This is a genomic window from Streptomyces sp. NPDC003042, assembly GCF_053591315.1.
The window spans coordinates 1-24,937 of record NZ_JBSFTP010000046.1 but is presented as its reverse complement, the minus strand read 5'-3'; the positions used below and the strand labels follow the sequence as shown (position 1 = coordinate 24,937).

Sequence of the window (24,937 nt, the reverse complement as noted above, 5' to 3'; positions counted from 1 at the left end):
GCGTACCAGGTGGCCGAGGCGCAGACCGGGAGGTAGATGACGATGACCTGGTGGCGAAGTTGCCGTAGTGGAAGATCCACTGGCTGGCCGCTGGGTCGGTGCCGAAGAGCGGGTTCTCCCAGATGTACGGCCGGACGACGGTGCGACGCGGCGCTGCTGCCGGCGGAGGAGAACCGCGCCCCGGACCCCCTGGCGGGCGGACGGGGGCTTCCTGCGCCAGGCCCCGCACAGGGCCGCAGCGGGGCCGGGGCGGCGGCTGCGGGGAGTTCAGGACCAAGGGGCATACGCCCAGCGTCGAACCTCGACCGTGGTGGAGGTCAAGACGCTTCGATCGGGCGCTTGAGGTAGGCCACCAGCTGGTCCGGGTCGTTCGCACTGGGCACGACGGCGACGAGTTCCCAACCGTCAGAGCCCCACGTGTCCAGAGTCTGCTTGGTCGCGTGCGTGACCAGCGGCACGGTCGCGTATTCCCACTGGGTCACGCCGGGCAGGCTCGCGGCCCGTGGCGCGGCCATCGCCGCGAGCGGGGCGCTTGAGGCGGCGGCTTGGGGCGCCGCGCCCAGCGTGAACGCCAAGGCTGCTGACGCAACGGCCGGGCTCACCAGCAGGGCGAGGAATCGCTTCGTCTGCATGAGGTCCCCCTTCCAGGGAATGGGGCATTTCGACCGTAGCGAGCTGCCTGTGGTGTGTCCACTTGGGGCTCAGACCGTCTGGCCCCGGAAGAAGGCGACGGTCGCCAGCGTGAAACGGTGCGGCGTACCACCAGCGCCCCAGGGTGCGGTGGAACACGGGCAGGGTGGTGGGCCGCAGCCCGACGAAGCACAGGCCGACCGAGAGCGAGGCCATGAACCGGGCGTCGTCCCGCACCTGGTCGTAGGGGGACGGGGACTCGGGCCGCATCGCCAGGGCGAGGAAGCAGAGGTACGCCGCCGGTACGTAGACCAGGACGAGCGGCACACCGAGCACCCAGCGCAGGCATCCCTGGTCCTCGGGCAGGTCGATGTTCTCGCGCTGGTACGTCATCGCATCGTCCTCAGGAGGCGGAGGCGTCCGATACGAAGTCGGTCCAGGCGCGGGGGGTGAAGGTGAGGTGTGGGAGCGCGGTGTCCTTGGAGTCGCGGACGTGGGTGGTGGCGGGGGTGTTGGCCACCTCGACGCAGTCGTTGATGTCGCCGCTGTCGCTGTAGCTGCTCTTGAACCACTCCAGCTCGGACTTGCGAATCATGTCTCTCCCAGCACTTGCTCGATGAATGCAATCGACTCCCGTGGGGTGAGAGCCTGGGACCGGATCATGGCATGGCACTGCTCAAGGACCCGGAGCTGCCTCGGATCTGAGACGGGGCGGCCGTTGTACGCCCCTTCGGAGCGCCCCACGGCTGATCCGTCAGGGAACTTCAACACCTGGATCAACCCTCCCATTCCGGCGTGCTCCTCGCGATCGGTCGGCATGACCTGGATCGTGACGTGCCGCAACTCGGCCACCTCCAGAAGGCGTTCGAGCTGCCTGCGCATCACGATTGTCCCCCCGAGTCGGCGCCGGAGGGTCACCTCTTCCTGGACGAAGCTGAGAGTAGGTGCCGGAGACCGTTTGAAGATCGACCGTCGGGCCATGCGGGCAGCCACCCCTCGCTCCACCTCTTCCTTTGTTTGAGGTGGCTGCCACATCTCGAACAGGACGCGTGCGTAGTCCTCCGTCTGCAACAAGCCGTGGATGTTGTGATTGCCGTAGGCCGACAGCTCGACGGCCTTGCTCTCCAACTTCGCCAGGTTCCGGACCTGCTTCGGGTAGCGGACCTGTTCCATGTCCGCCTTCATCGCCGCGATGCGGCCCCGCGCCCCCAGGACCTCGTCCGCCCTGTCCAGGTACTCCGGGCGCGGGATGCGCTTGCCCGCCTCGACCTTGCGGACCAGGTCTTCGCCGTAGCCGATACCCAGGCCGAAGTCGGCGGCCCGCATCCCGGCTTCCTCCCGCCAGGCCTTCAGCTGGCGGCCCAGCGCGGCCAGGACCGCGATTCCCTGTTCGTCCTCCGGGTCGATCTCCCAGCCGGCGTCTTCCGTACCGTCACTGTCCACGCTCATGCGCGCCCACCTCCGACGTGCCGAATTTCCCTCAACACCCCTTGCCCGTGCGGCCTCCAGGACAGGCGCGACAGCACAGGACAAGCGCGGGACAAACGCCGGACGCACGGGCGTCGGCGCTTCTCAACGGTACGCACGGCGCGCCACGCTGAGTGACGTGACCACTCAAATCTCCTGCCCCGGCGACCACTTCGGCGTCCTGCTTCCCGCCACGCCTCGCGGGGCCCGCCAGGCCCGGCAGCTTGCCGTCGCGCAGCTCGTTTCCTGGGGGCTGCCCACCGAGGGGCCCGCGCTGATCGTGGCCGAGCTGGCCGCCAACGCGGTGACCCACGGGAGGGTGCCCGGGCGGGGCTTCCGGCTCGTGCTGACGCTGGCTCCCGGCCGGCTCCGGGTCGCCGTTGTCGATACGCGGGCGGACCGGGTCCCGACTTTCCGCGACGCGGGAGGGGACGCGGAGGCCGGGCGGGGACTGGTGCTGGTGGACGCGCTCGCCGACCGGTGGGGCGTGGAGTTGGGGCCGCCGCCGTGCAAAGAAGTGTGGGCGGAGTGGGACCTGCCAGGGAGGGTGGCCGGAACCGTGACGCGGAGGAACGGGACCCGGCGCGCTTAGACCGACCGGAAAATGGATCATTTGAGGCGCCGGGTGGTGGGGCGGCCGTCCCAGCGGTAGTGGCTCGTTGCTCGGCGGATGAGCATGCGGAGCGTGACGAGAGCGGCGGCGAGGTAGAGGTAGAAGTCCACGACCTCGCCGTTCCTCTCGGTGCAGCGCCGGAGCTTGCCGTAGTTGTTCATCCACGAGTGCGTGCGCTCGACCACCCAGCGCTTGCCTGCCTGGAGCGGGGCCGGCACTCCCTTGCGGGCGATCTCGGCCGTGAACCCAAACTCTGCTATCAACGCCCGGGACTTGATGCTGTCGTAGCCGCGGTCGAGGTTGACGTTGACGGCGTCCGGCAGCGGGCCGACCTGCTCCTTGGCAGCTTCCAGGGTGGGTCCGAGCAGGGGTGAGTCGTGCCGGTTGGCTCTGTCGGAGACGATCCCGAGCGGGACACCGCAGGCGTCGGAGGCGACCGAGCGTTTCAGTCCCTGCTTGCCCCGGTCGACCGGGGAACGCCCCGACTTGTTGCCGCCGGACGGGGCCTTGGTGATGCAGTCGTCCACCGAGATCTCGCCCAGTCCGAGGCCGATCATCAGGTCGTACGCCTCAAGTGCCAAGGCGTGCACCTTCTCGGATATCCCTAACCCGGCCCACTCCTTGACGCGGCGTCGAATCGTCCGGTCGGAGCATCCGACTGTGGAAATGCGTTCGTAGCCGGAGCCGTGGACCAGTGCGAGCACGATGTGCTCGAAGACCGTCCGGTCGGCGATCCGGCGGCGGTGACAGCTCAGCGGGTGGTCCGCGACGAACTCTCCCCGGGCGGGCAGGAGTGCGGCGAACTGGTCCCAGAGGGGTTCGAGCAGGCAAGATGGCACTGCGGGCACGGCTGTCCTTCGTGGTCACTGAGTGGGCGGTCATCGCGTCCCGCTTCCTGGTAGGTCCTACGCCGCGCACGGTGCGACGTCACCCGCGATGACATGACGCCGCCTCAATCGCACAGGGCTGCCGTCTGCGCCTTCATCAGTCCCTTGCTTCGCGGGACGGGCGGCTCATCCTTCAGGTCCGCGCCGAGGTCGTAGACATTGACGGCGAGGACCAGCTGTCGCTCACCGTCGGCGGTGGTGAGGGACACACTGGTGAAGCCGGGTCCGCCGCCGTCGGTCGTCCAGGCACTGATCGGCTTGGTGTCCGGCTCCGAGCCGCATGGCACGTCCATGCGCTGCACGCCGAGTCCGTACGCCGGCGCCTTGGGGAACCGCACCGTGGTCAGGAGTTCGCGCTGCTGGGCGGGGCGCAGCAGCTTGCCGGTGAACAGGGCCCGGTGGAAACGGGCCAGGTCGTCGACCGTGGAGATCATGGCGCCGGCGGTCCAGTCGTACGACGGGCTGAATCGGGTCACATCGCGTCCCGTGAGGTCGTAACCGTGCAGATGAGGGCCGTGAATGGCCGGGTCGGTCAGCGGGAAGGAGGTGTCCTTCAGGCCGAGCGGGGCGAGAATTCGCCGATGAATTTCGGAGGGCGCGCTGTGACGTGTGACTGCCTCGATCACCAGACCGGCGAGTAGGTAGTTGGTATTGGAGTACGCCCAGCCGCCGCCGGGCTCGAAGAGCGGCTTGTGCCGGACGGCGCGGGCGATCACCTCCCGCGGGGTGTAGACGTAACCCCATTCGTGGCGCTCCAGGTAGGGGGCGAAGAACTCCGGCTCGGTGGTGGGGTCGTAGATGCCCGAGGTGTGGTTGAGCAGTTGCCGGATGGTGATGGCCCTGCCCGCGTTGCCGTTTCCCTGGACCACGCCGGGCAGCCATTTCTCCACGCTGTCGTCGAGCGAGAGCCGTCCTTCGCCCTCCAGCTGCAGAAGCACCGTCGACACAAATGACTTGGTGTTACTGGCAATCCGGAACCGCTGGTCCGGCCGGGCTCGCTCGCCGCTCGCCGTGTCCGCGAGCCCGGCTGCCATCCGTGACTCCCGCTCTCCGTGCCTGGCATAAGCCACGACACCCGGGAATCCGTCCGCGACCGTCTGCTCGATGGCCTCCTTGAGGCCGGCGGGCGGCGAGGCCGACGCCCGCTCCGCCGCGGCCGCCGGGAAGATCCCTGATACCGCCACCACGCAAATCCCCGCCCACAGTGCTGCGGCCCCCGCACGTGCCTTCACCGATTACTCCTGTTTTCTGTTGCCTGTGCCGTTCCTGCCCAGCGTGCCGGGCCGCCGCACCAGTCGCCCATCCTGCTGACGCCCGGATTGATACGGGGGCTGTCCCCATCCCTCACCGTCCTGTCCCTCGCTAAGTCTGTGCATGGCGAGGTCCTGACCAACGTTGCCGAGACTCGGGCGGGGGTAATCAGACCGCGTCATCCCGACGAACTGCAGGAAGAGGTCCGGATCGCGACCGCCCTGCGGGAGCTGGAGGCGTACGGGTACCTGGAGCGGACCCGCGTGCGGACGGACGAGGGGCGGCTCGTCACGCGGACCGTGTCCTACAACCGGCCGCGCGGGACCACTCCCTTGCCGCCCCCGCCCTCGCTGCCACCCCCGCCGCCGGAGGACCGGGCGCCGGAGCCCGAGCCCCAGCCCGAGCCGGTCGTGGTGCCGGAGCCCGTGGTGCCGGTGGCCCCGCCTCCGCCCGCGCCCGCGCCGACGCCTCAGCCCGCGCCGACGCCCCCGCCCGCGCCCACCGCACCCGCGTTGCAGGAGGCCGTCGATCTGCTCGCGCGGCTGCGGGTCGACGACGCCCGGCTGCTGCTCCGGAGCGCGACGTGCGGCAGCTCGCGCCCGGTGTGACGGCCTGGCTCCAGCGAGGGGCCGAGCCCGAGGCCGTACGCCAGGTCCTGGCCAACGACCTGCCCGCCGATCTGCGTCATCCGGCGGCCCTGCTCGCCCATCGCCTCGATGCCTTGATGCCGCCGCGCCTCCCGGCGTCTCCGGCGGCCCGGCAGGTCCGCCGCCCGGATCCGCTCCAGAACCGCGACGGCTGCGAGCGCGCCTTCCGGGCCCCCGCCCCGGGCCGCTGCCGCGACTGCCCGGAGCCCGACCCGAAGGCGGCTGCCGCGTAGGGCGCGTAATCCGTTGCCCCGTGACAGGCGTGCGGTGATCATGGAATCGGCCGCCGGCCGCTGCCCATCGATCAACGGAAAGGTCGTCCGTGCGCAAGCTCGTGTACTACATCGCCTCCACCCTCGACGGTTTCATAGCGGGACCGGACGGTAGCGATCCCACTGGACCGGACGGCTTCTGGCCGATCCCCGAGGACTACATCCAGCACCTGGTCAGCGAGTACCCGGAAACCCTGCCCGCCATGGCCCGTGCCGCGCTGTCCGTCACGGCCGAGGGCACGCATTTCGACACCGTCGTCGAAGGCCGGCGGAGCTACGAGATCGGCCTCCAGGCCGGCGTCGCCAATGCCTACCCGCACCTGCGGCACCTGGTGTTCTCCCGGACGCTGAGCGAGAGCCCGGACCCGGCCGTGGAACTGGTCGCCGGTGATCCGGTGGCGAAGGTGCGGGAGTTGAAGCAGGAGGACGGCAAGGACATCTGGCTGATCGGCGGCGGCGAACTGGCCGGTGCGCTGTACTCCGAGATCGACGGGCTGATCATCAAGCTGGGCCCGACGACCATCGGAACCGGGATACCGCTCTTCTCCCACAAGGCGGCCTTCGACCCGTGCGGCTGGGAACTCACGGATCACACGGTCCTGAAGTCCGGGGCGGCCTTCCTCACCTACGCCCGCAGTACCCCCACCGCGTAACGGCCGGCGCTCCTGAGCGGTACCCGCCTCCCCCGTGCGGGGGAGGGTGGTCGGGAGCGCGGGAGGATGTGGGCCGAAGGGGCTGCGGCCAGCATGTTCGTCATGCCGAACCTCCTGCGTGTCAAGGCCCTGCCGGGCGTTCCCCGTTGGGCCGCCGTCGCCGCCCACGCCATTCCGTTGATCGCCATCCCGTCGGGGCTGTGGCGGGTCGCCCTGGTCGTCGGGCTGCCGGTCGCCGCCGAGCCCGTCACGACCGTGCCCGGGGCGGCGTACGTGCTCCTCCTCAGCGTGCTGTCCGAGTGCCTGGCCCTGCTCACGCTGGGACTGGTCCGCGGCTGGGGAGAGACCGTGCCGCACTGGATCCCGTACCTCGGCGGGCGGCGGGTGCCGCCGCTCGCGGCGGTGGTTCCGGCACTGCTGGGGGCGGCCGCGGGGGTGGCCCTGGTCGCCTGGTTCACGTACGCCAACGTCGTCGGGATCGGCGAGGGGACCATCGGCAGCCCGGCGCAGGACATCTTCCTGCTGGTCTGCTACGTCCCCCTGATCGCCTGGCCCCCGCTGCTGGCCGCGGTCGCCCTCGCGTACCACCGGCGCCGGGGGGCCGGGGTGGGCGCCATCATGGCGTGAGAGGGCAACGGGCCGACGCCCGCGCGGAGTTGCGGCGCTGCGCCGCCTGCCGGCGTTCCGCGAAGCGCGATGACGTGCGCGGGGGGCGAGCGGAAAGGCGTGTCCAAGGGGTGGTCGGGCGGGATTGCCCGTGCGTAGATTACCGGCGGTAACTCCCGACCGACCGAGGAGAGCGCGCCGTGGATGCCGAGCTGAAGCAGGTCGAGCCCGTCGAGCCCGTCAGGACAGTCGTCGACGGGGTGGTGCGGGAGGTGGCCGTGGCCGCGCTCGCGCGGGTGCCGTGGCAGGGGTCGCTCGGGGACATCCCCTTCGACAACGCCGCCCAGGCCCCCGACGAGGTGGTGCTCGCCCGCAAGGAGCGGGACGGCGGCTGGCGGGACGTCACAGCCGCCGAGTTCGCCGCCGAGGTGCTCGCCGTCGCCAAGGGGCTGATCGCCGAGGGGCTCAGGGAGGGCGACCGGCTCGCCATCATGGCGCGGACCACGTACGAGTGGACCCTGCTCGACTTCGCCGGGTGGGCCGCCGGTCTGGTGACCGTCCCCATCTACCCGACCTCCTCGGCGCTCCAGGCCCGGTGGATCATCCAGGACTCCGGGGCCGTGGCCTGCGCCGTCGAGGACACCGCGCAGGCCCGGATCATCAGCGCCGAGCGCGGCAACCTGCCCTGGCTGGCGCACCTGTGGGAGTTCGACACCGGCGCCGTGGCCCGGCTGGTCAAGGCCGGGGAGCACGTGCCCGACGCGGTCGTCCACGCGCGCAGGGCCGCCCGTACGCCCGACGCGATCGCCACGCTCGTCTACACCTCCGGCACCACCGGGCAGCCCAAGGGGTGCGTGCTGACGCACGGCAACTTCTTCGCCGAGGTGGACAACTCCATCGAGCTGCTGCACCCGGTGTTCAAGTCGGTCAGCAAGGATCCGGCGTCCACGCTGCTCTTCCTGCCGCTCAGCCACATCTTCGGACGGATGGTGGCCGTCGGATGCCTGCGGGCGCGGGTCAAGCTGGGTCACGCGCCGAGCATCCGTACCGAGGACCTGCTGGCGGACCTGGCCGGCTTCCGTCCGACCTTCCTGCTCGCCATCCCGTACGTCCTGGAGAAGGTCTACAACACCGCCCGAGCCACCGCCGAACGCATGGGCCGCGCCTCCTCCTTCGACCGGGCCGCGCGGATCGCGCAGCGGTACGGGGAACTGGTCGAGGGCAAGACCCCCGGGCTCGGGCTGCGCGCCGCCCGCGCCCTGTACGACCCGCTCGTCTACCGGCGGATCCGGGCCGCGCTCGGCGGGCGCGTACGGTACGTCCTCAGCGGCGGCTCCCCGCTCGGGCGCCGGCTCGCGGCCTTCTACACGGGCACGGGGATCGAGGTCTTCGAGGGCTACGGGCTGACCGAGACGACGGCGGCCGCGACCGTCACCCCACCGCACAGGCCCCGGCTCGGCACGGTCGGCTGGCCGCTGCCGGGGACGGCGGTACGGATCGCCGACGACGGGGAGGTGCTGCTGCGCGGGCCGCACGTCTTCGCGGGCTATTGGAACGTGGCCGCCCAGCAGCCCGGGAGCTGGCTGGCCACCGGCGATATCGGCGAGCTGGACGCGGACGGGTACCTCACCATCACCGGCCGCAAGAAGGACCTGATCATCACCTCCGGCGGCAAGAACGTCGCCCCCGCGCCCCTGGAGGACTGGCTGCGCGCCCATCCGCTCGTCGGCCAGTGCATGGTGATCGGGGACAACCGGCCCTATGTCGCCGCGCTCGTCACGCTGGAGCCGGAGGGGCTGGCGCACTGGCGGCAGATGCACAAGAAGCAGGACGTGCCGATGCGTGAGCTGGTGACGGACGAGAAGCTGCTGGCCGATCTCCAGCGGGCGGTGGACGAGGCGAACGAGCTGGTGTCGCGGGCCGAGTCGATCCGGCGCTTCGTCGTCCTGCCGGGGGAGTTCACGGAGGCGGGCGGGCACCTGACTCCGTCGCTGAAGCTCAAGCGCGGCGCCATCGCCCGCGACCACGAACGGGAGATCCAACAGTTGTACCGGGCGCCGCGCCGCGACCGATGAGTCCCGGGTCAGGGCCGAGGGCGGCTGGGGTCGGGTGCGGGCTGGAGGGCGCCCAGGACCCACGGCATGTGCTTCCTGTGGGTGACGACGAGCACCGGCACGCCGTTGTCCTCGCACTCCAGGACCACGGTGCGGCCGCCGTAGTCGGGGTAGTCGGGATCCGTCAGGTAGGGCGGGCGGACCCGGACCGGGGTCAGGCTGTGCGGCACCTCCCGGCGGAAGGCGGCGCCGGTGGGGTCAGGGGTCGACGCCAGACGGGCGGGGCCGGCCACCAGGTATCCACCAGTGCCTTCGTACCTGACCTCGCCGACGATCACACCGAGGAAGCACTGCTCGGTCACAGGCACGGACGGCGTCATGGCGACGGTGTCGTCGCCGTCGCTCTGGCGCCGCCCAAGGAACAGGACGGCCACCGAGCAGGCGGCCAGGACCATCACTGCGGACACTCCGGCGAGCCGGAGTGCCGCCCCGGCGTTGTCGGTGGGCCAGGGTGCGGCCGCTCCGACGAAGGTGAGGCAGACCGCACCCACGAACGGGACAGTGACCCGCGGAGGGTACGCCCTGCCCGGGGCCCGGGAGGGGGCCGACCAGTACCAGGCCCACAGCCAGCCCGTCCCGTAGAAGCCCAGGGCGAGGCCGAAGGCGCAGAAGAGCCTGTAGTCGCCACGCGGGTCCGCGTTCGTGTACCGGCGCGCGGACTCGAAGTCGACGTACCGGATCTGACCCTGCCAGTAGGTGACCTCGACGCGCGCTGCCTCCCGGGCGACCGGGGGATCCTGCGGGCGGCCCTCGAGGCGGGTGCGGGTGGACGTTCCGTCCGCCTCGGTGACGTACAGCCAGTAGGAGGCCGTTTTGCGCCCCTTGACGCTTTCGGTCCGGTCGATCCGCGCCACAGTGGTCCGCAGGCAGTCGTCGTCACGGCCGCCCGGGACGGCACCGCCGCCCGAGGCACAGTCGACCGCAGCCCTGAAGCGGTGTTCCTCGTCCAGTGCGCCGGGCATGGCGACGAGCAGCAGCCACGCCGCCACCAGCGCGCACAGGGGGCCCATCACCGCCGCGAGGCGTCTGCCCGCACGGACCCTCGTGCGGGGTGGATCAGTCTTGGGTGGAGTCACCCGCGCATTCTGTGCCGGCGCTGACCGGCAGGAACAGGCGTGCCACCCGCACCTTTCGCGTGCCGTTCGCTGCCGGGAACCGGCACCGCCGGGCGGCGGGGAGGGCGGAGGCTCCCCGTCCCCGCCGCCCGCCGGTCACAGCACTAGCAGTTGGTGCGGGTCGGGCGGTCGGCGAAGCGGTCGGCCAGCCAGTTGCCGACCTCCAGGGAGTGCGTGATCACGCCGCTGACGTGCTCACCGAGCCAGATCGTGTCGAACTCTACGTTCGCGCCCCGCGCGCACCAGTCGGAGCGCAGCTGGCGCCCCACCCCGTACGGGATCAGCTCGTCCGCGAGCGCGTGGTACTGGTACACGGGTGCGGCCGGGGCGGTCCCGCCGAGCCTGCTCTGGTTCAGCCGGGCCTGCCAGTCGGGCTGGGCCAGCGGGTCCTTCGTCGTCAGGTCGGAGATCCGCTTGAAGGATCCGGCGATCGCGTCGACGGCGACGCAGTGTTCCTTCATCCCGGTGACCAGCGCCTTGCCCGCCGGGTTGAGGTAGGAGTCGAGCTTCAGCTCGGGGAAGGCCGCGTCCTGCCCGGCGGCGGCCATGAAGATGAGGCCGGAGCCGTAGGAGCCGTTGTTGAACGCGGCCACCTTCATCAGGTCGGCCGGGACACCGCCCGTCGCCGTGCCCTTGACCCGCAGCTCGGGCGCGTACGAGCCCTGCAGTTCGGCGGCCCAGCTGCTGGCCTGGCCGCCCTGGGAGTAGCCCATGATGCCGACGGGCGTGTCCGCCGTGAGCCCGGCCTCGGGGAGGCGGGTGGCGGCGCGGGCGGCGTCGAGGAGGGCGTGGCCGGCGGAGGGGCCGACGGTGTAGGTGTGGACGCCCGGGGTGCCGAGGCCCTCGTAGTCGGTGACGACCACGGCCCAGCCGCGCAGGGTGAGCTGCTGGATGAGGTTGGCCTCCATGGACGTGCCGTGGGGCAGGTTGGCGCTCGGCGCGCAGGAGTCGCCCATGCCGACCGTGCCGACGGCGTAGGCGATGAGGGGGCGGGGGCCGGTGCGGCCGTCCTGCGGGACGATGACGGTGCCGGAGACGACGTTCGGGGCGCCGTCTGCGGTGGTCGAGCGGTAGTGGACCTTCCAGGCCTTGGTGTGGGTGGGCTGGCCGGGCAGCGGATGGAAGGCGGAGGGGGCGCTGCTGACGATGTCGCCGGGGCGGGCGGCCCCGGTGGCGGCCCCGGTGGCGGTCGCGGAGGCGGTGGGGATCGCGGCCGAGACGGCGACGGCGGCCACGGCGGCCAGGGCGGGCTTGAGGAAACGCATGGGGGGTCTCCCAACGTCCGTGCGGGGTAGGTGAGGTGAAGGTAGTGACCGACCGGTCAGGATGTCGCTGACTGCACAGCTCACCTTTCCTGGCCGTGGGTCCCCTCAGCTCCCTGACGCGCGGTACGCGCCCGGCGTCGTGCCCGTCCAGCGGCGGAAGGCGCGGTGGAAGGCGGTGTCCTCCGAGAAGCCGAGGCGGGCGGCGAGTTCGGCGATCGGCTCGCCGCTCTCCGCCAGCCCCGCGATCGCCGCGTCCCGCCGTACGTGGTCCTTGAGCTGCTGGAACGAGGTCCCCTCCTGCTGGAGCCGGCGCCGCAGGGTCGCCGGGGAGACCGCGAGCCGCGCCGCCACCTCCCCGAGCTCGGGCAGCCGCGGCGTGTCGCGCAGCCGCTGCGTCAGGGTCCGGCGTACCTGCTCCGCGACCGTGGTCCCGTACTCGGGGCGGGACAGCAGGTCGAAGGGGGCCCGGCGGAGCATCGCGTCGAGCGCGGCCTCGTCCCGTACCAGGGGCGCGGTCAGCCAGTGCGGGTCGAAGGCGGCCGCCGTGCGCTCGGCGCCGAAACGGACCGGGCAGTCGAAGAGGACCTCGTACTCGGCCTCGTGCGGCGGCGGGGCGTAGGAGAGGGCGGCGTACGACAGCGGGATGCGGCGGCCGATCAGCCAGCTGCTGAGCCGGTGCCAGATGGCGAGCACGCACTCGGTGAGGAAGCGCTCCTCGTCGCGCTCGAAGTCGTTGCGTACGGTGAACCGCGCCTCGGAGGAACCGACTTCGAGCGCCAGCTCCGGCCCGCCCGGGAACAGCCCGTAGAACGCGGCCGCCCGCTCCATGGCCGCGCCGAGGTCGCGGCAGCCCAGCGAGGCGTGGCACATCATCGCGAAGGTACCCGGGCGGCTCGGGACGGCCGACAGCCCGAGGAACTCGTCCTGCGTGGTGCGGTACAGCGCCCGGAAGAGGCGGGCGAACTGCGCGGGTGTGATCCGTGCCCGGTCGTCGCCCAGCAGCAGCGGCGGAATCTGCGCCTCCTGGAGCAGCGGCACCAGGTCGAAGCCGCCGCGCCGCGCCCCCGCGAGCACGGCACGGACATGGTGCACGGTGATCGTCCGCCTCCCCATGGCCCCGACGGTAGCCGCATTGAGCGCTGGGGTCAGCGGGGGTGACGCTTCCGGTCATGCCGGATCGGGGGCGGCGCTGCCTAGCGTCGGGGGTCACAGGAAGGCCAGCTATCCCGGGAGGGCATGCCATGGACGGTCGGCCGAGCACGCTGGCGGAGTTCACCCGGTGGACCGAGGAGAGGTACGGGCCGCAGACCGCGCTCCGGTTCCGGGCGCGGGACGGCGGATGGCAGACCCGTACGTACGCGGAACTCGGCGCGGAGGTACGGACCGTCGGGCGCGCGCTCCTCGGCCTCGGGGTCGCCGCCGGTGAACGGGTGGCGGTGCTGGCGGAGACCCGGCCGCACTGGACGTACACCCACTTCGGGGTGCTGGCGGCGGGCGCGGTCCTCGTGCCGGTGTACCCGACGGCGGGGGAGGAGGAGCTGGCCTGGGTCCTGTCGGACTCGGCGGCGGTGGTGGCCGTCTGCGACGACGCGGCGCAGGCGGCCCGGGTGGAGGCGCTGGCTCCCAAGCTGCCCGCGCTGCGGGCGGTCGTACGGATGGACGCGCTGGCGCAGCTGCCGCTCGCCCCGGAGACGCACCTGAGCGCGCGGGCCGCCTCGGTGGCCCCGGAGGCGGACGCCTCGATCGTCTACACCTCGGGCACGACGGGCCTGCCCAAGGGCTGCCGGCTCACCCACGGGAACCTGGGGGCGATCCAGGACGCGACGCTCCCGCTGATCGCGGGCGGGCCGGGCGACTCGACGTACCTGTACCTGCCGCTGGCCCACCTGCTGGCGCAGCTCATCCAGTTCACGACGCTGCTGGAGGGCGGCGAGCTGTGTTACTTCGGGGGGAGGGTGGAGGACGTCGTCGCGGAGCTGGCGCAGGCGCGGCCCACGCATCTGCCGTCGGTGCCCCGGCTGTTCGAGAAGGTCCACGCGGTGGTGCTGGCACTGGCCGAGGGGCAGGAGGGCGGCCGGGAACGGTTCGCGGAGGCCGTCCGGCTCGGGGTGCTGGAGGCGGAGGGCAGGCTGCCGCAGGAGCTGCGGCCGGCGTACGAGGCGGCGGAGGAGTCCCTGTACTCCCTGGTCCGGGGCGCTTTCGGGGGACGCCTGAAGTGGGCGCTGACCGGCGGCGCCCCGATCGCCCCGGCCACGCTGGACTTCCTGCGCGCCTGCGGGATACGGGTGTTCGAGGGCTACGGCATGACCGAGTCCGGGGGCGTCATCTCCCTCAACCACCCGGGCGCGGTCCGCTACGGGACGGTGGGCCGCCCCATCGACGGCTGCGAGGTCCGGATCGCCGAGGACGGCGAGGTGCTGGCCCGGGGGCCGATGGTCTTCCCGGGCTACCACGCGAACGCCGCCGCGACGGCCGAGACGGTCGACGCGGACGGCTGGCTGCACACCGGCGACCTCGGGGAGCTCGACGGCGACGGCTTCCTGTCGATCACCGGCCGGAAGAAGGAGCTGATCATCACCTCGGCGGGCAAGAACATCACCCCGACCGAGGTGGAGTTCGCCGTCCAGGCCGCCTCCCGGCACATCTCCCGCGCGGTGCTGATCGGCGACCGGCGGCCCCACCCGGTGGCCCTGATCACCCTTGACGCTGAGGAACTCACCGCCTGGGCGGCCCGGGAAGGGCTCGACCTCGGCCCGTCCCCGGCCGCCCACCCCGCCGTACGCGCCCTCGTCGCGGAAGCCGTCGCGGCGGGCAACGCCACGGTCTCCCGCCCGGCCCGGATCCGCGCCTTCCACGTCCTGGACGAGGACTTCTCCGTGGCGGCGGGGACGCTGACCCCGACGCTGAAGCTGCGCAGGAGGGCGGTGGCGGAGCGGTACGCGGCCGAGATCGAGGCGCTGTACGGGGGTTAGGCCGGGGGGCAGGCCGGGGTCAGGCCGCCTGTAGGGCGCGGCCCAGGCGGGTCAGTCCCTCCGCGATCTCCGGCGGGGTGTGGGTGGTGAAGGACAGGCGCAGGGTGCGCGGGTCCGGGGTGCCCGTGTAGAAGGGCGCGCCCGGCACGTAGGCCACGTCGTGCGCGACGGCGCTCTTCAGCAGGGCCGTCGCGTCGTGGCCCTCGGGAAGCTGGGCCCAGACGAACATGCCGCCCTCGGGACGGTTCCACTCCGAGCCCGCCGGGAGGGCCCCGGCGAGGCCCGACAACAGGGCGTCGCGGCGGGCCCGGTAGGCGGCCCGGACCGTGGCGACGTGGGCGTCCAGGTCCACCGCCGCGAGGTAGTGGGCGGCCGCCAACTGGTCCACCGTCGAGGTGTGCAGGTCGGCCGCCTGTTTGGCGACCACCGCCGCGCGGCGCAGGGCCGCCGGGGCGCGAAGCCAGCCGAGGCGCAGGCCGGGGGCCATCACCTTGGAGAAGCTGCCGAGCAGGGCGGTACGGTCCTCCGCGCCCGGGTGGGCCGCCAGCCAGGGAACCTCGGCGCCCTCGTAGCGCAGGTCCCCGTACGGGTCGTCCTCGATCAGCCACAGTCCCCGCAGGGCGGCGATCCGAGCCACCTCGGCCCGGCGGGCACCCGGCAGGGTCCGGCCGGTCGGATTCTGGAAGGTGGGCACCGTGTAGAGCAGCTTTGGCCGTTCGCGGGCTGTGATCTCCTCCAGGGCGTCCGGCAGGATCCCCTCCGCGTCGCAGGGGACGGGCACGACCCGCGCTCCCGCCAGGGCGAAGCACTGCAGGGCGGCCAGGTAGGTCGGGTTTTCGACGAGCACGGTGTCGCCCGGCTCGACGAGGGTGGCGGTCAGGAGCGCGAGCGCCTGCTGGGACCCCGTGGTGACCACCACCTCGTCCGCCGTGGTGGCGAGCCCGCGCACGCGGGCCCGCGCCGCCACCGCTTCGCGTAGTTCCGGGGCGCCCTCGGTGGTGGAGTACTGGAGCGCGCGGGCAGCGCCGGCTCCGGTGAGCACGGCGTCGTACGCGGCGCGCAGCCCGGCGGTGTCGAAGAGCTCCGGGGCGGGGAGGCCGCCGGCGAAGGAGATCACCCCGGGGCGTTCGGTGAGGGCGAGGATCTCCCGTACGGGCGAACCGCCCACCGAGGTCGCGCGGGCGGCGAAGGCGGGCAACGAGGTGGTGGTGGCGGCAGGCATGAGGGCTCCTCGGGGAGGCGGGTGCGCGCATGGTAGCCGGAGAAAGATGCAGAGAGCATCTATATATCGGATGGTGAGCCGTCCCCGACCCCTCCCGGTCTGACGCCGCATCAGCTAGACCGTTCCCATGACGACAGGAGAGCAGGAACAGCGGCGGCGGGAAGAACGGCCGCGGCAGCCGGACACCCGGGCCGGGGACTACGCCGCGCTCGCGGCCGTCGGCCCGTACGGGGTCCGCCCCGGGCACGCGCTGATCACCATGGTGGAACCGCACCCGGGCCACGAGTTCGCGTACAACCGCTGGTACGAGGACGACCACTACTACGCCGGCGCCATGGCGATGCCCTGGATGTACGCCGGCCGCCGCTGGGTGGCCACCCGCGACCTCCAGGAGCTGCGCTACCCCGAGAAGTCGGCGGTCGCCCAGCCCGTCACCGCCGGGTGCTACCTGTCGACGTACTGGGTCACCGAGGGCCGCTACGACGAGCACATGAAGTGGACCGTCGGCATCAACAAGCGACTGAACCGCGACGGCCGCGTCTACCAGGACCGTACGCACGTCTTCACGGCCTTCCAGGACCACGCGGCCACGGTCTACCGCGACGGCGCCGCCGGCCCCCGGGACTTCCACGCCCTCGACCACCCGTACGCGGGGCTCGTGATGCAGGTCGTCGACGCCGACGGGCCCGAGCGGCGGGCCGAGCTGCTGGAGTGGCTGCGCTCGCGCGCCCTGCCGAAGCGGCTGCACGGCTCCCCGGCGGCGATGGTGACGCTCTTCCGGCCGACGCCGCTGCCCGGCGACCGGATGACCTACGTCAAGCAGGTGGAGGGGGTCGACACCCGCCTCACGCTGCTGTGGTTCCTGGAGTCCGATCCGCGGACCTGCTGGGACCGCTTCCAGGGGCTGGACGCGGAGGTCGCGGAGTCGGGGCTCGGCCGGGTGGAGCTGGTGGCACCGTTCATTCCGACGGTGCCGGGGACGGATCGTTACGCCGACCAGCTCCGGTAGGCGCGGCGGGCATGGCCGAGCCCCCTCGGCCAGGACGGCGGGCCGGTCGAGAGGGCTCCAGTCAGTGGTGCGGGGATACCGGTCGGGGTGGGCGTCGTGACGTTCAGACGAGGCGCCCCGGCCGGCCCTCGGTGACATCGGCGACGAAGGAGGTCCAGGAACCCGGCGCGAAGGTGAGGGACGGACCGTCCTGCACCTTCGAGTCGCGGACCGCGACGGCCTCCATGACGGGGGACTTGACTTCGACGCAGGCGCCGTTTCCGCCGGAGTAGGAGGACTTGGTCCAGATTTCCGTGGCGCCCTGACGAATAGCCATTTTTCTCTCCGGTTCAGCGAGTAGTTCCGGTGTCGTGCCAGCCAATTCCCCGGCTGACGTGATCGACGCTACCCGCACCTCCCGATGGGTGAAGGAGGCATTCACTCGACCGGGTGGCATATTCCATTCAAGCCTTCTGTGGCCGGGGATGGACGGTGTACCGTACCGGCCCCTTCCGGCCACCCCGGCCACGACCTCGTCTCTTCGCCCTACTTCGTCTTGCCCGCGTAGTGGTCGATGATCTCGGAGATGAACTGCCGCGTCTGGTCGACATTGAGGGCCTGCGCGCGCAGATGCTCGTACATCACGCTGTACTTCTGAACGTCATTTGCCTTCTCCAGGTACAAATCGCTCGTGACGCCCTCGATGTAGACGACCGTCGAGTCGGAGGCGTCCGGGAATTCCAGAATGGCGTACTGGCCGTTGACCCCCGGATGGGCGCCCATCGAGAACGGCATCACCTGCACGGTGATGTACGGCTGTTCCGACTGCTGTATCAAGTACTCGAGCTGCCGGATCATGAGCTGCGGGTCGTCGCCGACGTGCCGGCGCAGCGCCGCCTCGTCGATCACCGCCCACAGGCGCAGCGGACCGACCTCGGGGTTGTTGTTGTCGGTCTCGGACAGCCGCTTCTGGCGGTGCATCCGGACCTGGACGCGCTTGTCCACGTCCACGGGCGCCGTCTCCGGCAGCGCGCCGCGGATCAGGGCCTGGGCGTACTCCGGGGTCTGGAGCAGCCCGGGGACCATCTGGGGCTCGTAGGTGCGCAGGCTGGCGGCGTCCGTCTCCAGCCCGATGTAGACGCTGTACGGGATGTCGCCGAAGGCGTGCCACCAGCCCTGCTGGCGCGAGTCCTTCGCCATCTGCATGAGCGAGTCCACGAGGCGGGGATCCTCGACCTCGTACACCTCGCACAGGTCGCGGACGTCACGCTGACTGATGGACCGGCGGCCGTTCTCCAGCCGGCTGATCTTCGACTGGGAGACGAGGAGGCGCTCGGCGACCTGTTCGGCCGTCATGCCCTTGTCCTCGCGAAGCTTGCGCAGTTCCATGCCCAGTCGGCGGCGTCGGACGGTGGGATTGACATTGGACGCCACGGGGTCGGCACCTCTCTCTGTGTGTGTCTGCTGTTCAGCAGAGTGCCACCCAGGAGTGTGACGGCGCTGGGGAACGGGCGGGAAGGCGCGGGAAATGCGGACGCGCGGGGTCGCGGGACCGGTGGACCGGCCCCGCCACTCCGCGCGTCGGCGGTGTGCGGCCTGCGCCTGCGACGGCGCCCGCGACGTGCCTGCGACGTGCGAACCGGTCTTAGGGGGACGTCCGGTCGCCAGTGACGGCGTTGTCACGGTGGAGATGTCGAGCTCTACGACGAACTGAGGGGCCCGCTGGTTGCTCAAGGGTGTCGCGGGTCCCAGGGTCCTTCGGGTCGTGCGGGTCCTACTGGTCGTGCGTACTGCCGCCGCTGATCAGTGCGCGGCCACGCGGGCCATCGCACCCGTCCGGCGCGGCTGCAGCGGTACACCGCTGCTCGCCGTGGCCCGGGCGGCCGGCGGTGGCGGTGCCGGAACGCGGTCACGGCGCGGCTGTGCTGCCACACCGTTCTGGACGTCCATCACGGCATGCGCCACGAGACCGCCCATCGGGTCGTGCCGGATCAGATCCCGCAGCCGGGACCTGGACGACCGCCCCTCGTTGCCGGGGTACAGGTGCTTGCCGAGTCCGACCGCGTGGGCCAGTGAGGCGAGCGCCGCGGTCCGCGGGTCCGGCGGTACGCCGGTGCGGATCGCACTGTCCAACCGGGCACGGATCTCCCGGCTGATCGCCGTGTCCGTCGCCTGGTAGCGAGTCGTCGGCAGCACCCCGCACATCTGTCCCGCGACGGCATGGACCATGCCGCAGCGCTCCAGATGGGCGAGGTAAATCTGGCGGAGCCCCAGCCGGGGTCCGCCGATCCAGTGGACGGCCCGAACCGGACTGCCGCGCCTGCGCAGCAGTTCCAGTGCGGAGTCCAAAGTCGGATCTCCTGTCGGCCGTGGCATCACCACGGCGATACGATCCCCATCAGGGGCTATCCGTCCTGCCAGAGCCAGCTCCACTAGCTGTGCCCCGGCCAGGCCGAGGTCGAGCGACTGCGGCTGCGCCGTGGTTCCCGTGGCCGGGTCCAAGGCGAGCAGCAGAAGCTCCTCCGGAATCGTTCTGCGGCTCTTGCCCATCCATGCCTCCCCGCGTGGATGAGTGACAGGGTGACGCCTCTCACATTCATCTGTCGAGAGCGCCTTGCCGCTTTGTGGGGGAACCGGCAGCTATGTCGTTCTCGTCTAGCACGGGGGCGATGCCCCCTAGACGGGACACTGTTAGACGGTTCGGACAGCGACCGGACGGCGATCGAGGAGGAACGGTGGCGGGCGAGTCCCCCGACAAGTCGGTAGATGAAGGAGCGTCGGGGGCGGCGGAGTCCTCAACCGCCGCCGAACAGGACCCGAGGCTGTCGGTGTTCCAGCCGCGCGATCCGCTGAAGGAGGCCGTGGCGGCGTGGGTCGCCACCGCCGAGGCGTCTCCCGGCCGGGAGGACCAGCCGCCGGCGGCCCCGCCGGGCGTGATCCGCCAGTCCCCGCCCCCGGCGGAGCCGGATTCCGCCGCGGCGGACGCCAAGCCCGCGGCCACTGAGCCGCGGACGACGGCGTTCGGGGTCGTGAAGCCGGCTTCCGCTTCGGGCGAGGCGGAGAAGCCGTCCACGGCTCCGTCCAAGCCGTCCGGGGACAAGCCGTCGGCGGATCCGCGTGCCGCGAAGCCGGATTCCGCTTCGGCGGCTCCGGCCAAGCTGGCCGGGGACAAGCCGGGTTCGGCGGATGCGGAAAAGGTGGCCGAGGGTGAGTCGGGTTCGGGTGCTGCTGACGGTGAGCGCACGGCGGTCTTCCGGGCGGTGAAGTCGGATTCCGCTTCGGCGGATGCGAAGCCTGCGGCCGTTGAGTCGCGGACGACGGCGTTCGGGGTCGTGAAGCCGGGTTCCGTTTCGGGCGAGGCTCCGGTGAAGCCGTCCGGGGGCAAGCCGGGTTCGGCGGATGCGGAAAAGGTGGCCGAGGGTGAGTCGGGTTCGGGTGCTGCTGACAGCGAGCGCACGGCGGTCTTCCGTGCGGTGAAGCCGGGTTCCGCTTCGGCGGATGCGAAGCCTGCGGCTGTTGAGTCGCGGATGACGGCGTTCGGGGTCGTGAAGCCCGGTTTCGCTGCGGCGGACGCGAAGCCTTCGGCGGATCCGCGTGCCGCGAAGCCGGATTCCGCTGTGGCGGAAGGGCAGAAGCCGCAGACCGCTCCGGCCAAGCCGTCCGGGGGCAAGACGGGTTCGGCGGATGCGGAGAAGGTGGCCGAGGGTGAGTCGGGTTCGGGTGCTGCTGACGGTGAGCGCACGGCGGTCTTCCGTGCGGTGAAGTCGGATTCCGCTTCGGCGGATGCGAAGCCTGCGGCCGTTGAGTCGCGGACGACGGCGTTCGGGGTCGTGAAGCCCGGTTCCGCTGCGGCGGATCCGCGTGCCGCGAAGCCGGATTCCGCTGTGGCGGAAGGGCAGAAGCCGCAGACCGCTCCGGCCAAGCCGTCCGGGGGCAAGCCGGGTTCGGCGGATGCCGAGGAGGTGTCCGAGGGGGAGGCCGGTTCGGGTGCTGCTGACAGCGAGCGGACGGCGGTGTTCCGTGCGGTGAAGTCGGGTTCCGCTTCGGTGGACGGCAAGCCTGCGGCCGTTGAGTCGCGGACGACGGCGTTCGGGGTCGTGAAGCCCGGTGTCGCATCCGGTGAGGGGCAGAAGCCGCCTACGGCTCCGGCCCCGGGGGCGCCGGGTGCGGAGAAGTCGTACGCGGGCCCGCGTACCGGCAAGCCGTCCGAGGGCTCCGACAGCGAGCGGACGGCGGTCTTCCGGGCCGTGAAGCCGGGTTCCGCCCCGGCGGACGCCAAGCCCGCCGCCCCGTCGGCGGCCGGCGAGGCGCGGACCGTCAAGCCCGGGTCGGCTCCGGCGGGCTCGGCGAGTACCTTCGTGCCGCTGCCCGGCCCGGGGCGGGGCCTCGGAGGGATTCATCCCGGCGAGCGGACCACGCAGCAGCCGCTGCCGCCCAAGCCGCCGCTCGACATGCTGGCGGACCTGACCAACAACCCGCCCCCGCCGCCCAGCCCCCTGCGCACCGCGATCCGGCGGGTCAAGATCTACGCGCCGGTCGTGCTGCTGCTGGCCGTGGTACTCGCCGTCGTGCAGCTCGTGCGTCCGCTGCCCGCGCCGCGGCTCGTACTGACCGCGCAGTCCACGTACACCTTCCCCGGCGGGCAGCCCGATCTGCCGTGGCCCGCCGAGGGCCAGGCCGCCATGGCCGCCGCGGGGCTCGGCTCGCTCGGCCGGTCCGGCGAGCAGAAGCCCGTGCCGATCGCCAGCGTCACCAAGTCGATGACGGCGTACATCATCCTGCGCGACCACCCCCTCAAGAAGGGGGAAAAGGGTCCGATGATCGACATCGACAAGACCGCCGAGACCGAGGGTCAGAAGGACAAGTCGGACAACGAGTCGACCCTGAACACGGTCAAGGAGGGCGACAAGATCTCCGAGTACGACGCGGTCGCCGCACTCATGATCCCGTCGGCCAACAACATCGCGCGGCTGCTCGCGCGCTGGGACTCCGGTTCCCAGGAGGCGTTCGTCAAGAAGATGAACGACACCGCCAAGGAACTCGGCATGACCAACACCACGTACACGGACCCCTCGGGTCTGGACGCGACCACGGTCAGCACCGCCGAGGACCAGGTCAAGCTCGGTCTGAAGATCGTCGAGATCGAGTCGCTGGTGGACATCACCCGCAAGCCCAGCTGGGTCGACCCGTCCGGCAAGACCTGGTCCAACTGGAACCGCCTGGTCCCGTACAACGATTCGCTCGGCATCAAGACCGGTACGACGACCAAGGCCGGCGGAAACCTCCTCTTCGCCGCGCAGAAGAAGGTCGGCAACACCAACCAGCTGATCGTCGGGGCGGTGCTCGGCCAGCACAAGCCGCCGATCATCGACAGCGTCATCGCCGCGAGCAGGACGCTGCTGGTCGCCACCCAGAAGGCCATCGAGGGCGCTACCGTCGTGAAGAAGGGCGCCGTGGTCGGCTACGTCGACGACGGCGTCGGCGGACGCACGCCGGTCGTGGCCACCGCCGACGTCCAGGCGGTCGGCTGGTCCTCGCTGACCGTGAACCTCAAGCTGGGCGACGGCGGCGCCAAGCTGCCGGAGACGGCGAAGGCCGGGACCGAGGTCGGTGTATTGACCGTCGGTGAGGGCGCCAGCCAGGTGAAGGTGCCGGTGGCGCTGCGGAGCGAGCTGCTCTCGCCGGGCATCGGCAGCAAGCTCACCCGCATCGGCTGACGGAAGACGCGACTGAGCCGGCGCCCCGGGCAACCCCGGGGCGCCGCAGCGCGTCCAGCAGGGCGGACGGTACGTGTGTCGCGTCGGGGAGAGAGCGTCAGCAGTGACCACCGCTGAGCAGCAGGAGCAACAGCAGCAGGAGCGGGCGCCGGAGCGGGAACCGCGGCGCGAGCGGCGGCGCGAGCGGCGGCGCGGGCTCGGCTGGGCGCACGGGCACCCCGTGGCCGTCGCCACCGCCCTCGCCGCGGTGCTGCACGTCGTCTGGTTCTTCAGCCTCGCCAACAGCGGCGGCGACCTCGCCGCGCAGGACGCCTGGGCGGAGTTCGTCGGCCGCCATCCCGACACCGCGTACAACCTCGCGTGGTACGGGGGCATGCACCCGGTCTCGTACAGCGTGGTCTCCCCGTACGTCATGCACATGATCGGTGTGCGGACCACGATGATGATCGCCGGGACCTGTTCGGCCGGGCTCCTCGCGCTGATCCTGACCCGCTGCCGGGGCGCCGTCGGGCGGCCCCTGTGGCCCGCCCTGGCCGGGGTCTACGGGCTGATGTGCAACGCGCTCTCCGGCCGGGTCACCTTCGGGCTCGGCGTGCTGTTCGCGCTCGGCGCCGTCGCCGCCGTCTTCTGCTGGCCGCGCAAGTGGGTCCGGCGGCGCTGGGGGAAGGCCGCCGTCGCCGTCCCGCTCGCCGGGCTGGCCACCGCCGCGAGCCCGGTCGCCGGGCTCTTCCTCGGAGTGGTCGCGGCGGCGCTGTTCCTGAGCGGGCGGCGGCCGGGTGCGTACGCGCTCGGGCTGGCCCCGGCGGCCGTCGTCGGGCTGTCGGCCTGGCTGTTCCCCTTCTCGGGGACGCAACCGATGAAACTGGGTTCGGCCTGGCTGCCGTTCGTCTTCGGCCTGGCCGTGCTGTTCCTCGTGCCGAAGCGGTGGAGGACGGTCCGGATCGCCGCGGCCGTGTACAGCTTCGGGGTGTTCCTGACCTGGGCGGTCGACTCCCAGGTCGGCTCGAACGTCACCCGGCTCGTCATGCTGTTCGGCGGGGCGGTGCTACTCGCGGCCCTCCCGTACGCGGTCCCCCGCTCCCGGCGCTGGTACGCGCTGCTGCTGGCCCTCACCGGGCTCACCGCCTGGATCACCACCAACAGCGTCACCGACATCGTCCGCACCACCCCGATGGCCGCCTGGAACCGGGAGCTGGCGCCGCTGATCGACCAGCTGCGCAAGGCCGGCGCCGACCGCGGCCGGGTGGAGGTCGTCCCGGCCAGCAGCCACCGCGAGTCCTCGGCCTTCCCGGCGTACGCGAACCTCGCGCGCGGCTGGAACCGGCAGGCCGACCTGGAGCGCAACCCGCTCTTCTACGACGACACCCTCACCGCCGCGAGCTACCGGGCCTGGCTGGAGCGCTGGGCCGTGCACTACGTCGTGCTGCCCGCCGACAAACCCGACTCGGGCGGCGAGGACGAGGCGAAGCTGGTGGGGGGCGGGCTCCCGTACCTCCAGCAGGTGTGGGGCGACGCGAACTGGCGGCTGTTCAAGGTGGAGGGCCCGACGAGCCTGGTGGCCGGATCGGCGACCGTGGTACGGGCGGGCGCCGATCAGCTCGTCATCGACGTGAAGCAGCCCGGCCGGGTGCTGGTGCGGATCCCGCACTCGCCGTGGCTGGGGCTGGTGGACGGGGCGGGCAAGCCGGTGGCGCCCCCGCAGGAGACGGCCGCCTCGAAGGCGCGCGGCGAGCGCGAGCGCGAGCGCGAGGGTCAGGGCGGGGGCGCGGGCGCGGTGCCGAAGGAGTACGCGAACACGGCCGGGTGCCTGTTCAAGGCCGCCCCGGACGCGGCGCGGGACGTCTGGACGGAGCTGCTGGTCCCGGCGGCGGGGGAGTACCGGGTCTCGGCGAAGTACCAGCTGCCCCGGGGGACGCCCTGCCCGCCGGAGCTGATCCACGCCACCCCGGGGACGTCGGAGCGGCCGGCTCCGCCCCGGCCCTGATCCAGACGTCTTCGCGGTCGGCCGGGATGCGGTGTCCCGTATCTCTGCATACGATCCCAGTAGTCCGATTGGGTGCTTCCCGAGGGAGTTGACGGCGGGATGAGCAAAGAGCAGAAGCGGACCGTCGAGGCGGCCATCGCGCGGGCGGGGGAACGGATCCAGGCGCCCCGCGTGCCGGGACACGGCTTCGGAGGTCCAGTCCGGAGCAAGGTCAAGGGCGGGGCGCACACCAAGGCGGCCCTCAAGCGGGCCGGTACCCCGCAGGGTGACCGGATCGGCGAGCGCGGCAGGGGCCTGAGCTGATCACCCGGTCGGCCCGTTGAACTCAGCCCTCCCGGCTTCGGCCGGGAGGGCTTTCGCCTGCTCCCGTCGGGGCTTTGGTCCTCGTGGTCGACCTCACGGTGGACCCCGGCTCCGGCGAGGTGGGCGTGCCGGAGTCCTAGGTCGTGTCGTCAAAGTCCCTCCTGGCCGGTGGGGCCTGGCACGCACGCTCATCCCCCAGCCTCCGGCCGGGGGGACCCCCAGGTTGTCGTC

At 71.8% G+C, this 24,937-nt stretch carries 23 protein-coding genes; 11 read left to right on the top strand and 12 right to left on the bottom strand.

Features of this window, described 5'->3' with window-relative positions:
- Nucleotides 1-317: 317 nt before the first annotated feature.
- The 3 genes from ACWDYJ_RS22110 to ACWDYJ_RS22100 form a co-directional block, all read right to left on the bottom strand.
- Nucleotides 318-632: a hypothetical protein gene (locus tag ACWDYJ_RS22110; RefSeq protein WP_451567331.1), complete on the bottom strand. Its 315-nt coding sequence runs from the start codon at nt 630-632 to the stop codon at nt 318-320.
- Nucleotides 633-1,033: 401 nt separating this feature from the next.
- Nucleotides 1,034-1,225 carry a DUF397 domain-containing protein gene (locus ACWDYJ_RS22105; RefSeq protein WP_451567293.1) on the bottom strand — a complete coding sequence of 64 codons (192 nt, stop codon included), beginning with the start codon at nt 1,223-1,225 and terminating at the stop codon, nt 1,034-1,036.
- The gene (locus tag ACWDYJ_RS22100; protein WP_451567292.1) at nt 1,222-2,079 is read right to left on the bottom strand and encodes a helix-turn-helix domain-containing protein; all 858 of its coding nucleotides are present in this window, start codon (nt 2,077-2,079) and stop codon (nt 1,222-1,224) included. The genes ACWDYJ_RS22105 and ACWDYJ_RS22100 overlap by 4 nt, the downstream gene beginning before the upstream one ends.
- Before the next feature lie 157 nt (nt 2,080-2,236).
- Between ACWDYJ_RS22100 and ACWDYJ_RS22095 the strand changes: the two genes are divergently transcribed.
- Entirely contained in the window at nt 2,237-2,689 is a 453-nt protein-coding gene (locus ACWDYJ_RS22095; protein WP_451567291.1) for an ATP-binding protein, read from the top strand.
- A gap of 17 nt (nt 2,690-2,706) precedes the next feature.
- Here the strand turns inward: ACWDYJ_RS22095 and ACWDYJ_RS22090 are convergent, their stop codons facing one another.
- Together ACWDYJ_RS22090 and ACWDYJ_RS22085 are read right to left on the bottom strand one after the other, a co-directional pair.
- Nucleotides 2,707-3,558: an IS5 family transposase gene (locus ACWDYJ_RS22090; protein ID WP_451567290.1), complete on the bottom strand. Its 852-nt coding sequence runs from the start codon at nt 3,556-3,558 to the stop codon at nt 2,707-2,709.
- 104 nt (nt 3,559-3,662) lie between these two features.
- Nucleotides 3,663-4,781 (bottom strand): serine hydrolase domain-containing protein, encoded by a 1,119-nt coding sequence (locus ACWDYJ_RS22085; RefSeq protein ID WP_451567289.1) that lies wholly within the window; start codon nt 4,779-4,781, stop codon nt 3,663-3,665.
- A 186-nt stretch (nt 4,782-4,967) separates the two neighbouring features.
- On the opposite strand from ACWDYJ_RS22085, the gene ACWDYJ_RS22080 reads away from it, so the two are divergent.
- The 5 genes from ACWDYJ_RS22080 (at nt 4,968) to ACWDYJ_RS22060 (ending at nt 9,101) form a co-directional block, all read left to right on the top strand.
- The gene (locus ACWDYJ_RS22080) at nt 4,968-5,456 is read left to right on the top strand and encodes a hypothetical protein (RefSeq protein WP_451567288.1); all 489 of its coding nucleotides are present in this window, start codon (nt 4,968-4,970) and stop codon (nt 5,454-5,456) included.
- Nucleotides 5,432-5,728 carry a hypothetical protein gene (locus tag ACWDYJ_RS22075; RefSeq protein WP_451567287.1) on the top strand — a complete coding sequence of 99 codons (297 nt, stop codon included), beginning with the start codon at nt 5,432-5,434 and terminating at the stop codon, nt 5,726-5,728. The genes ACWDYJ_RS22080 and ACWDYJ_RS22075 overlap by 25 nt, the downstream gene beginning before the upstream one ends.
- A gap of 89 nt (nt 5,729-5,817) precedes the next feature.
- Nucleotides 5,818-6,420: a dihydrofolate reductase family protein gene (locus ACWDYJ_RS22070; RefSeq protein WP_451567286.1), complete on the top strand. Its 603-nt coding sequence runs from the start codon at nt 5,818-5,820 to the stop codon at nt 6,418-6,420.
- 102 nt (nt 6,421-6,522) lie between these two features.
- Nucleotides 6,523-7,047 carry a hypothetical protein gene (locus tag ACWDYJ_RS22065; protein WP_451567285.1) on the top strand — a complete coding sequence of 175 codons (525 nt, stop codon included), beginning with the start codon at nt 6,523-6,525 and terminating at the stop codon, nt 7,045-7,047.
- 179 nt (nt 7,048-7,226) lie between these two features.
- Nucleotides 7,227-9,101, top strand: a complete 1,875-nt coding sequence (locus tag ACWDYJ_RS22060) for an AMP-dependent synthetase/ligase (RefSeq protein WP_451567284.1) — start codon at nt 7,227-7,229, stop codon at nt 9,099-9,101.
- 8 nt (nt 9,102-9,109) lie between these two features.
- Here ACWDYJ_RS22060 and ACWDYJ_RS22055 read toward each other — a convergent pair whose 3' ends face one another.
- The 3 genes from ACWDYJ_RS22055 to ACWDYJ_RS22045 all read right to left on the bottom strand — a co-directional run bounded on the left by ACWDYJ_RS22055 (nt 9,110) and on the right by ACWDYJ_RS22045 (nt 12,633).
- Nucleotides 9,110-10,216, bottom strand: coding sequence for a hypothetical protein (locus ACWDYJ_RS22055; protein WP_451567283.1), 1,107 nt, complete (start codon nt 10,214-10,216; stop codon nt 9,110-9,112).
- Nucleotides 10,217-10,359: 143 nt separating this feature from the next.
- Entirely contained in the window at nt 10,360-11,520 is a 1,161-nt protein-coding gene (locus ACWDYJ_RS22050) for a lipase family protein (RefSeq protein WP_451567282.1), read from the bottom strand.
- A 105-nt stretch (nt 11,521-11,625) separates the two neighbouring features.
- On the bottom strand, nt 11,626-12,633 hold the full coding sequence (locus ACWDYJ_RS22045; RefSeq protein ID WP_451567281.1) for an AraC family transcriptional regulator: 1,008 nt from the start codon (nt 12,631-12,633) through the stop codon (nt 11,626-11,628).
- Between the two features lie 128 nt (nt 12,634-12,761).
- On the opposite strand from ACWDYJ_RS22045, the gene ACWDYJ_RS22040 reads away from it, so the two are divergent.
- A complete protein-coding gene (locus ACWDYJ_RS22040; protein WP_451567280.1) occupies nt 12,762-14,492 on the top strand; it encodes an AMP-dependent synthetase/ligase in 1,731 nt (576 codons plus the stop codon).
- Between the two features lie 19 nt (nt 14,493-14,511).
- Here the strand turns inward: ACWDYJ_RS22040 and ACWDYJ_RS22035 are convergent, their stop codons facing one another.
- On the bottom strand, nt 14,512-15,714 hold the full coding sequence (locus tag ACWDYJ_RS22035; protein ID WP_451567279.1) for an aminotransferase-like domain-containing protein: 1,203 nt from the start codon (nt 15,712-15,714) through the stop codon (nt 14,512-14,514).
- A 127-nt stretch (nt 15,715-15,841) separates the two neighbouring features.
- Here ACWDYJ_RS22035 and ACWDYJ_RS22030 point away from each other — a divergent pair, with 127 nt between their 5' ends.
- The gene (locus ACWDYJ_RS22030; protein ID WP_451567278.1) at nt 15,842-16,723 is read left to right on the top strand and encodes a hypothetical protein; all 882 of its coding nucleotides are present in this window, start codon (nt 15,842-15,844) and stop codon (nt 16,721-16,723) included.
- Between the two features lie 103 nt (nt 16,724-16,826).
- Here the strand turns inward: ACWDYJ_RS22030 and ACWDYJ_RS22025 are convergent, their stop codons facing one another.
- The 3 genes from ACWDYJ_RS22025 to ACWDYJ_RS22015 all read right to left on the bottom strand — a co-directional run bounded on the left by ACWDYJ_RS22025 (nt 16,827) and on the right by ACWDYJ_RS22015 (nt 19,252).
- Nucleotides 16,827-17,039 (bottom strand): DUF397 domain-containing protein, encoded by a 213-nt coding sequence (locus ACWDYJ_RS22025; RefSeq protein ID WP_451567277.1) that lies wholly within the window; start codon nt 17,037-17,039, stop codon nt 16,827-16,829.
- Nucleotides 17,040-17,248: 209 nt separating this feature from the next.
- Complete coding sequence (locus ACWDYJ_RS22020; protein ID WP_451567276.1) at nt 17,249-18,136, bottom strand: helix-turn-helix domain-containing protein; 888 nt, start codon at nt 18,134-18,136, stop codon at nt 17,249-17,251.
- 369 nt (nt 18,137-18,505) lie between these two features.
- Nucleotides 18,506-19,252: a GOLPH3/VPS74 family protein gene (locus ACWDYJ_RS22015; protein WP_451567275.1), complete on the bottom strand. Its 747-nt coding sequence runs from the start codon at nt 19,250-19,252 to the stop codon at nt 18,506-18,508.
- A gap of 119 nt (nt 19,253-19,371) precedes the next feature.
- Here ACWDYJ_RS22015 and ACWDYJ_RS22010 point away from each other — a divergent pair, with 119 nt between their 5' ends.
- The 3 genes from ACWDYJ_RS22010 (at nt 19,372) to ACWDYJ_RS22000 (ending at nt 24,706) form a co-directional block, all read left to right on the top strand.
- Entirely contained in the window at nt 19,372-22,419 is a 3,048-nt protein-coding gene (locus tag ACWDYJ_RS22010) for a hypothetical protein (RefSeq protein ID WP_451567274.1), read from the top strand.
- Between the two features lie 103 nt (nt 22,420-22,522).
- A complete protein-coding gene (locus ACWDYJ_RS22005; RefSeq protein ID WP_451567273.1) occupies nt 22,523-24,403 on the top strand; it encodes an MFS transporter in 1,881 nt (626 codons plus the stop codon).
- A 99-nt stretch (nt 24,404-24,502) separates the two neighbouring features.
- A complete protein-coding gene (locus tag ACWDYJ_RS22000) occupies nt 24,503-24,706 on the top strand; it encodes a hypothetical protein (RefSeq protein WP_451567272.1) in 204 nt (67 codons plus the stop codon).
- Nucleotides 24,707-24,937 lie beyond the last annotated feature (231 nt).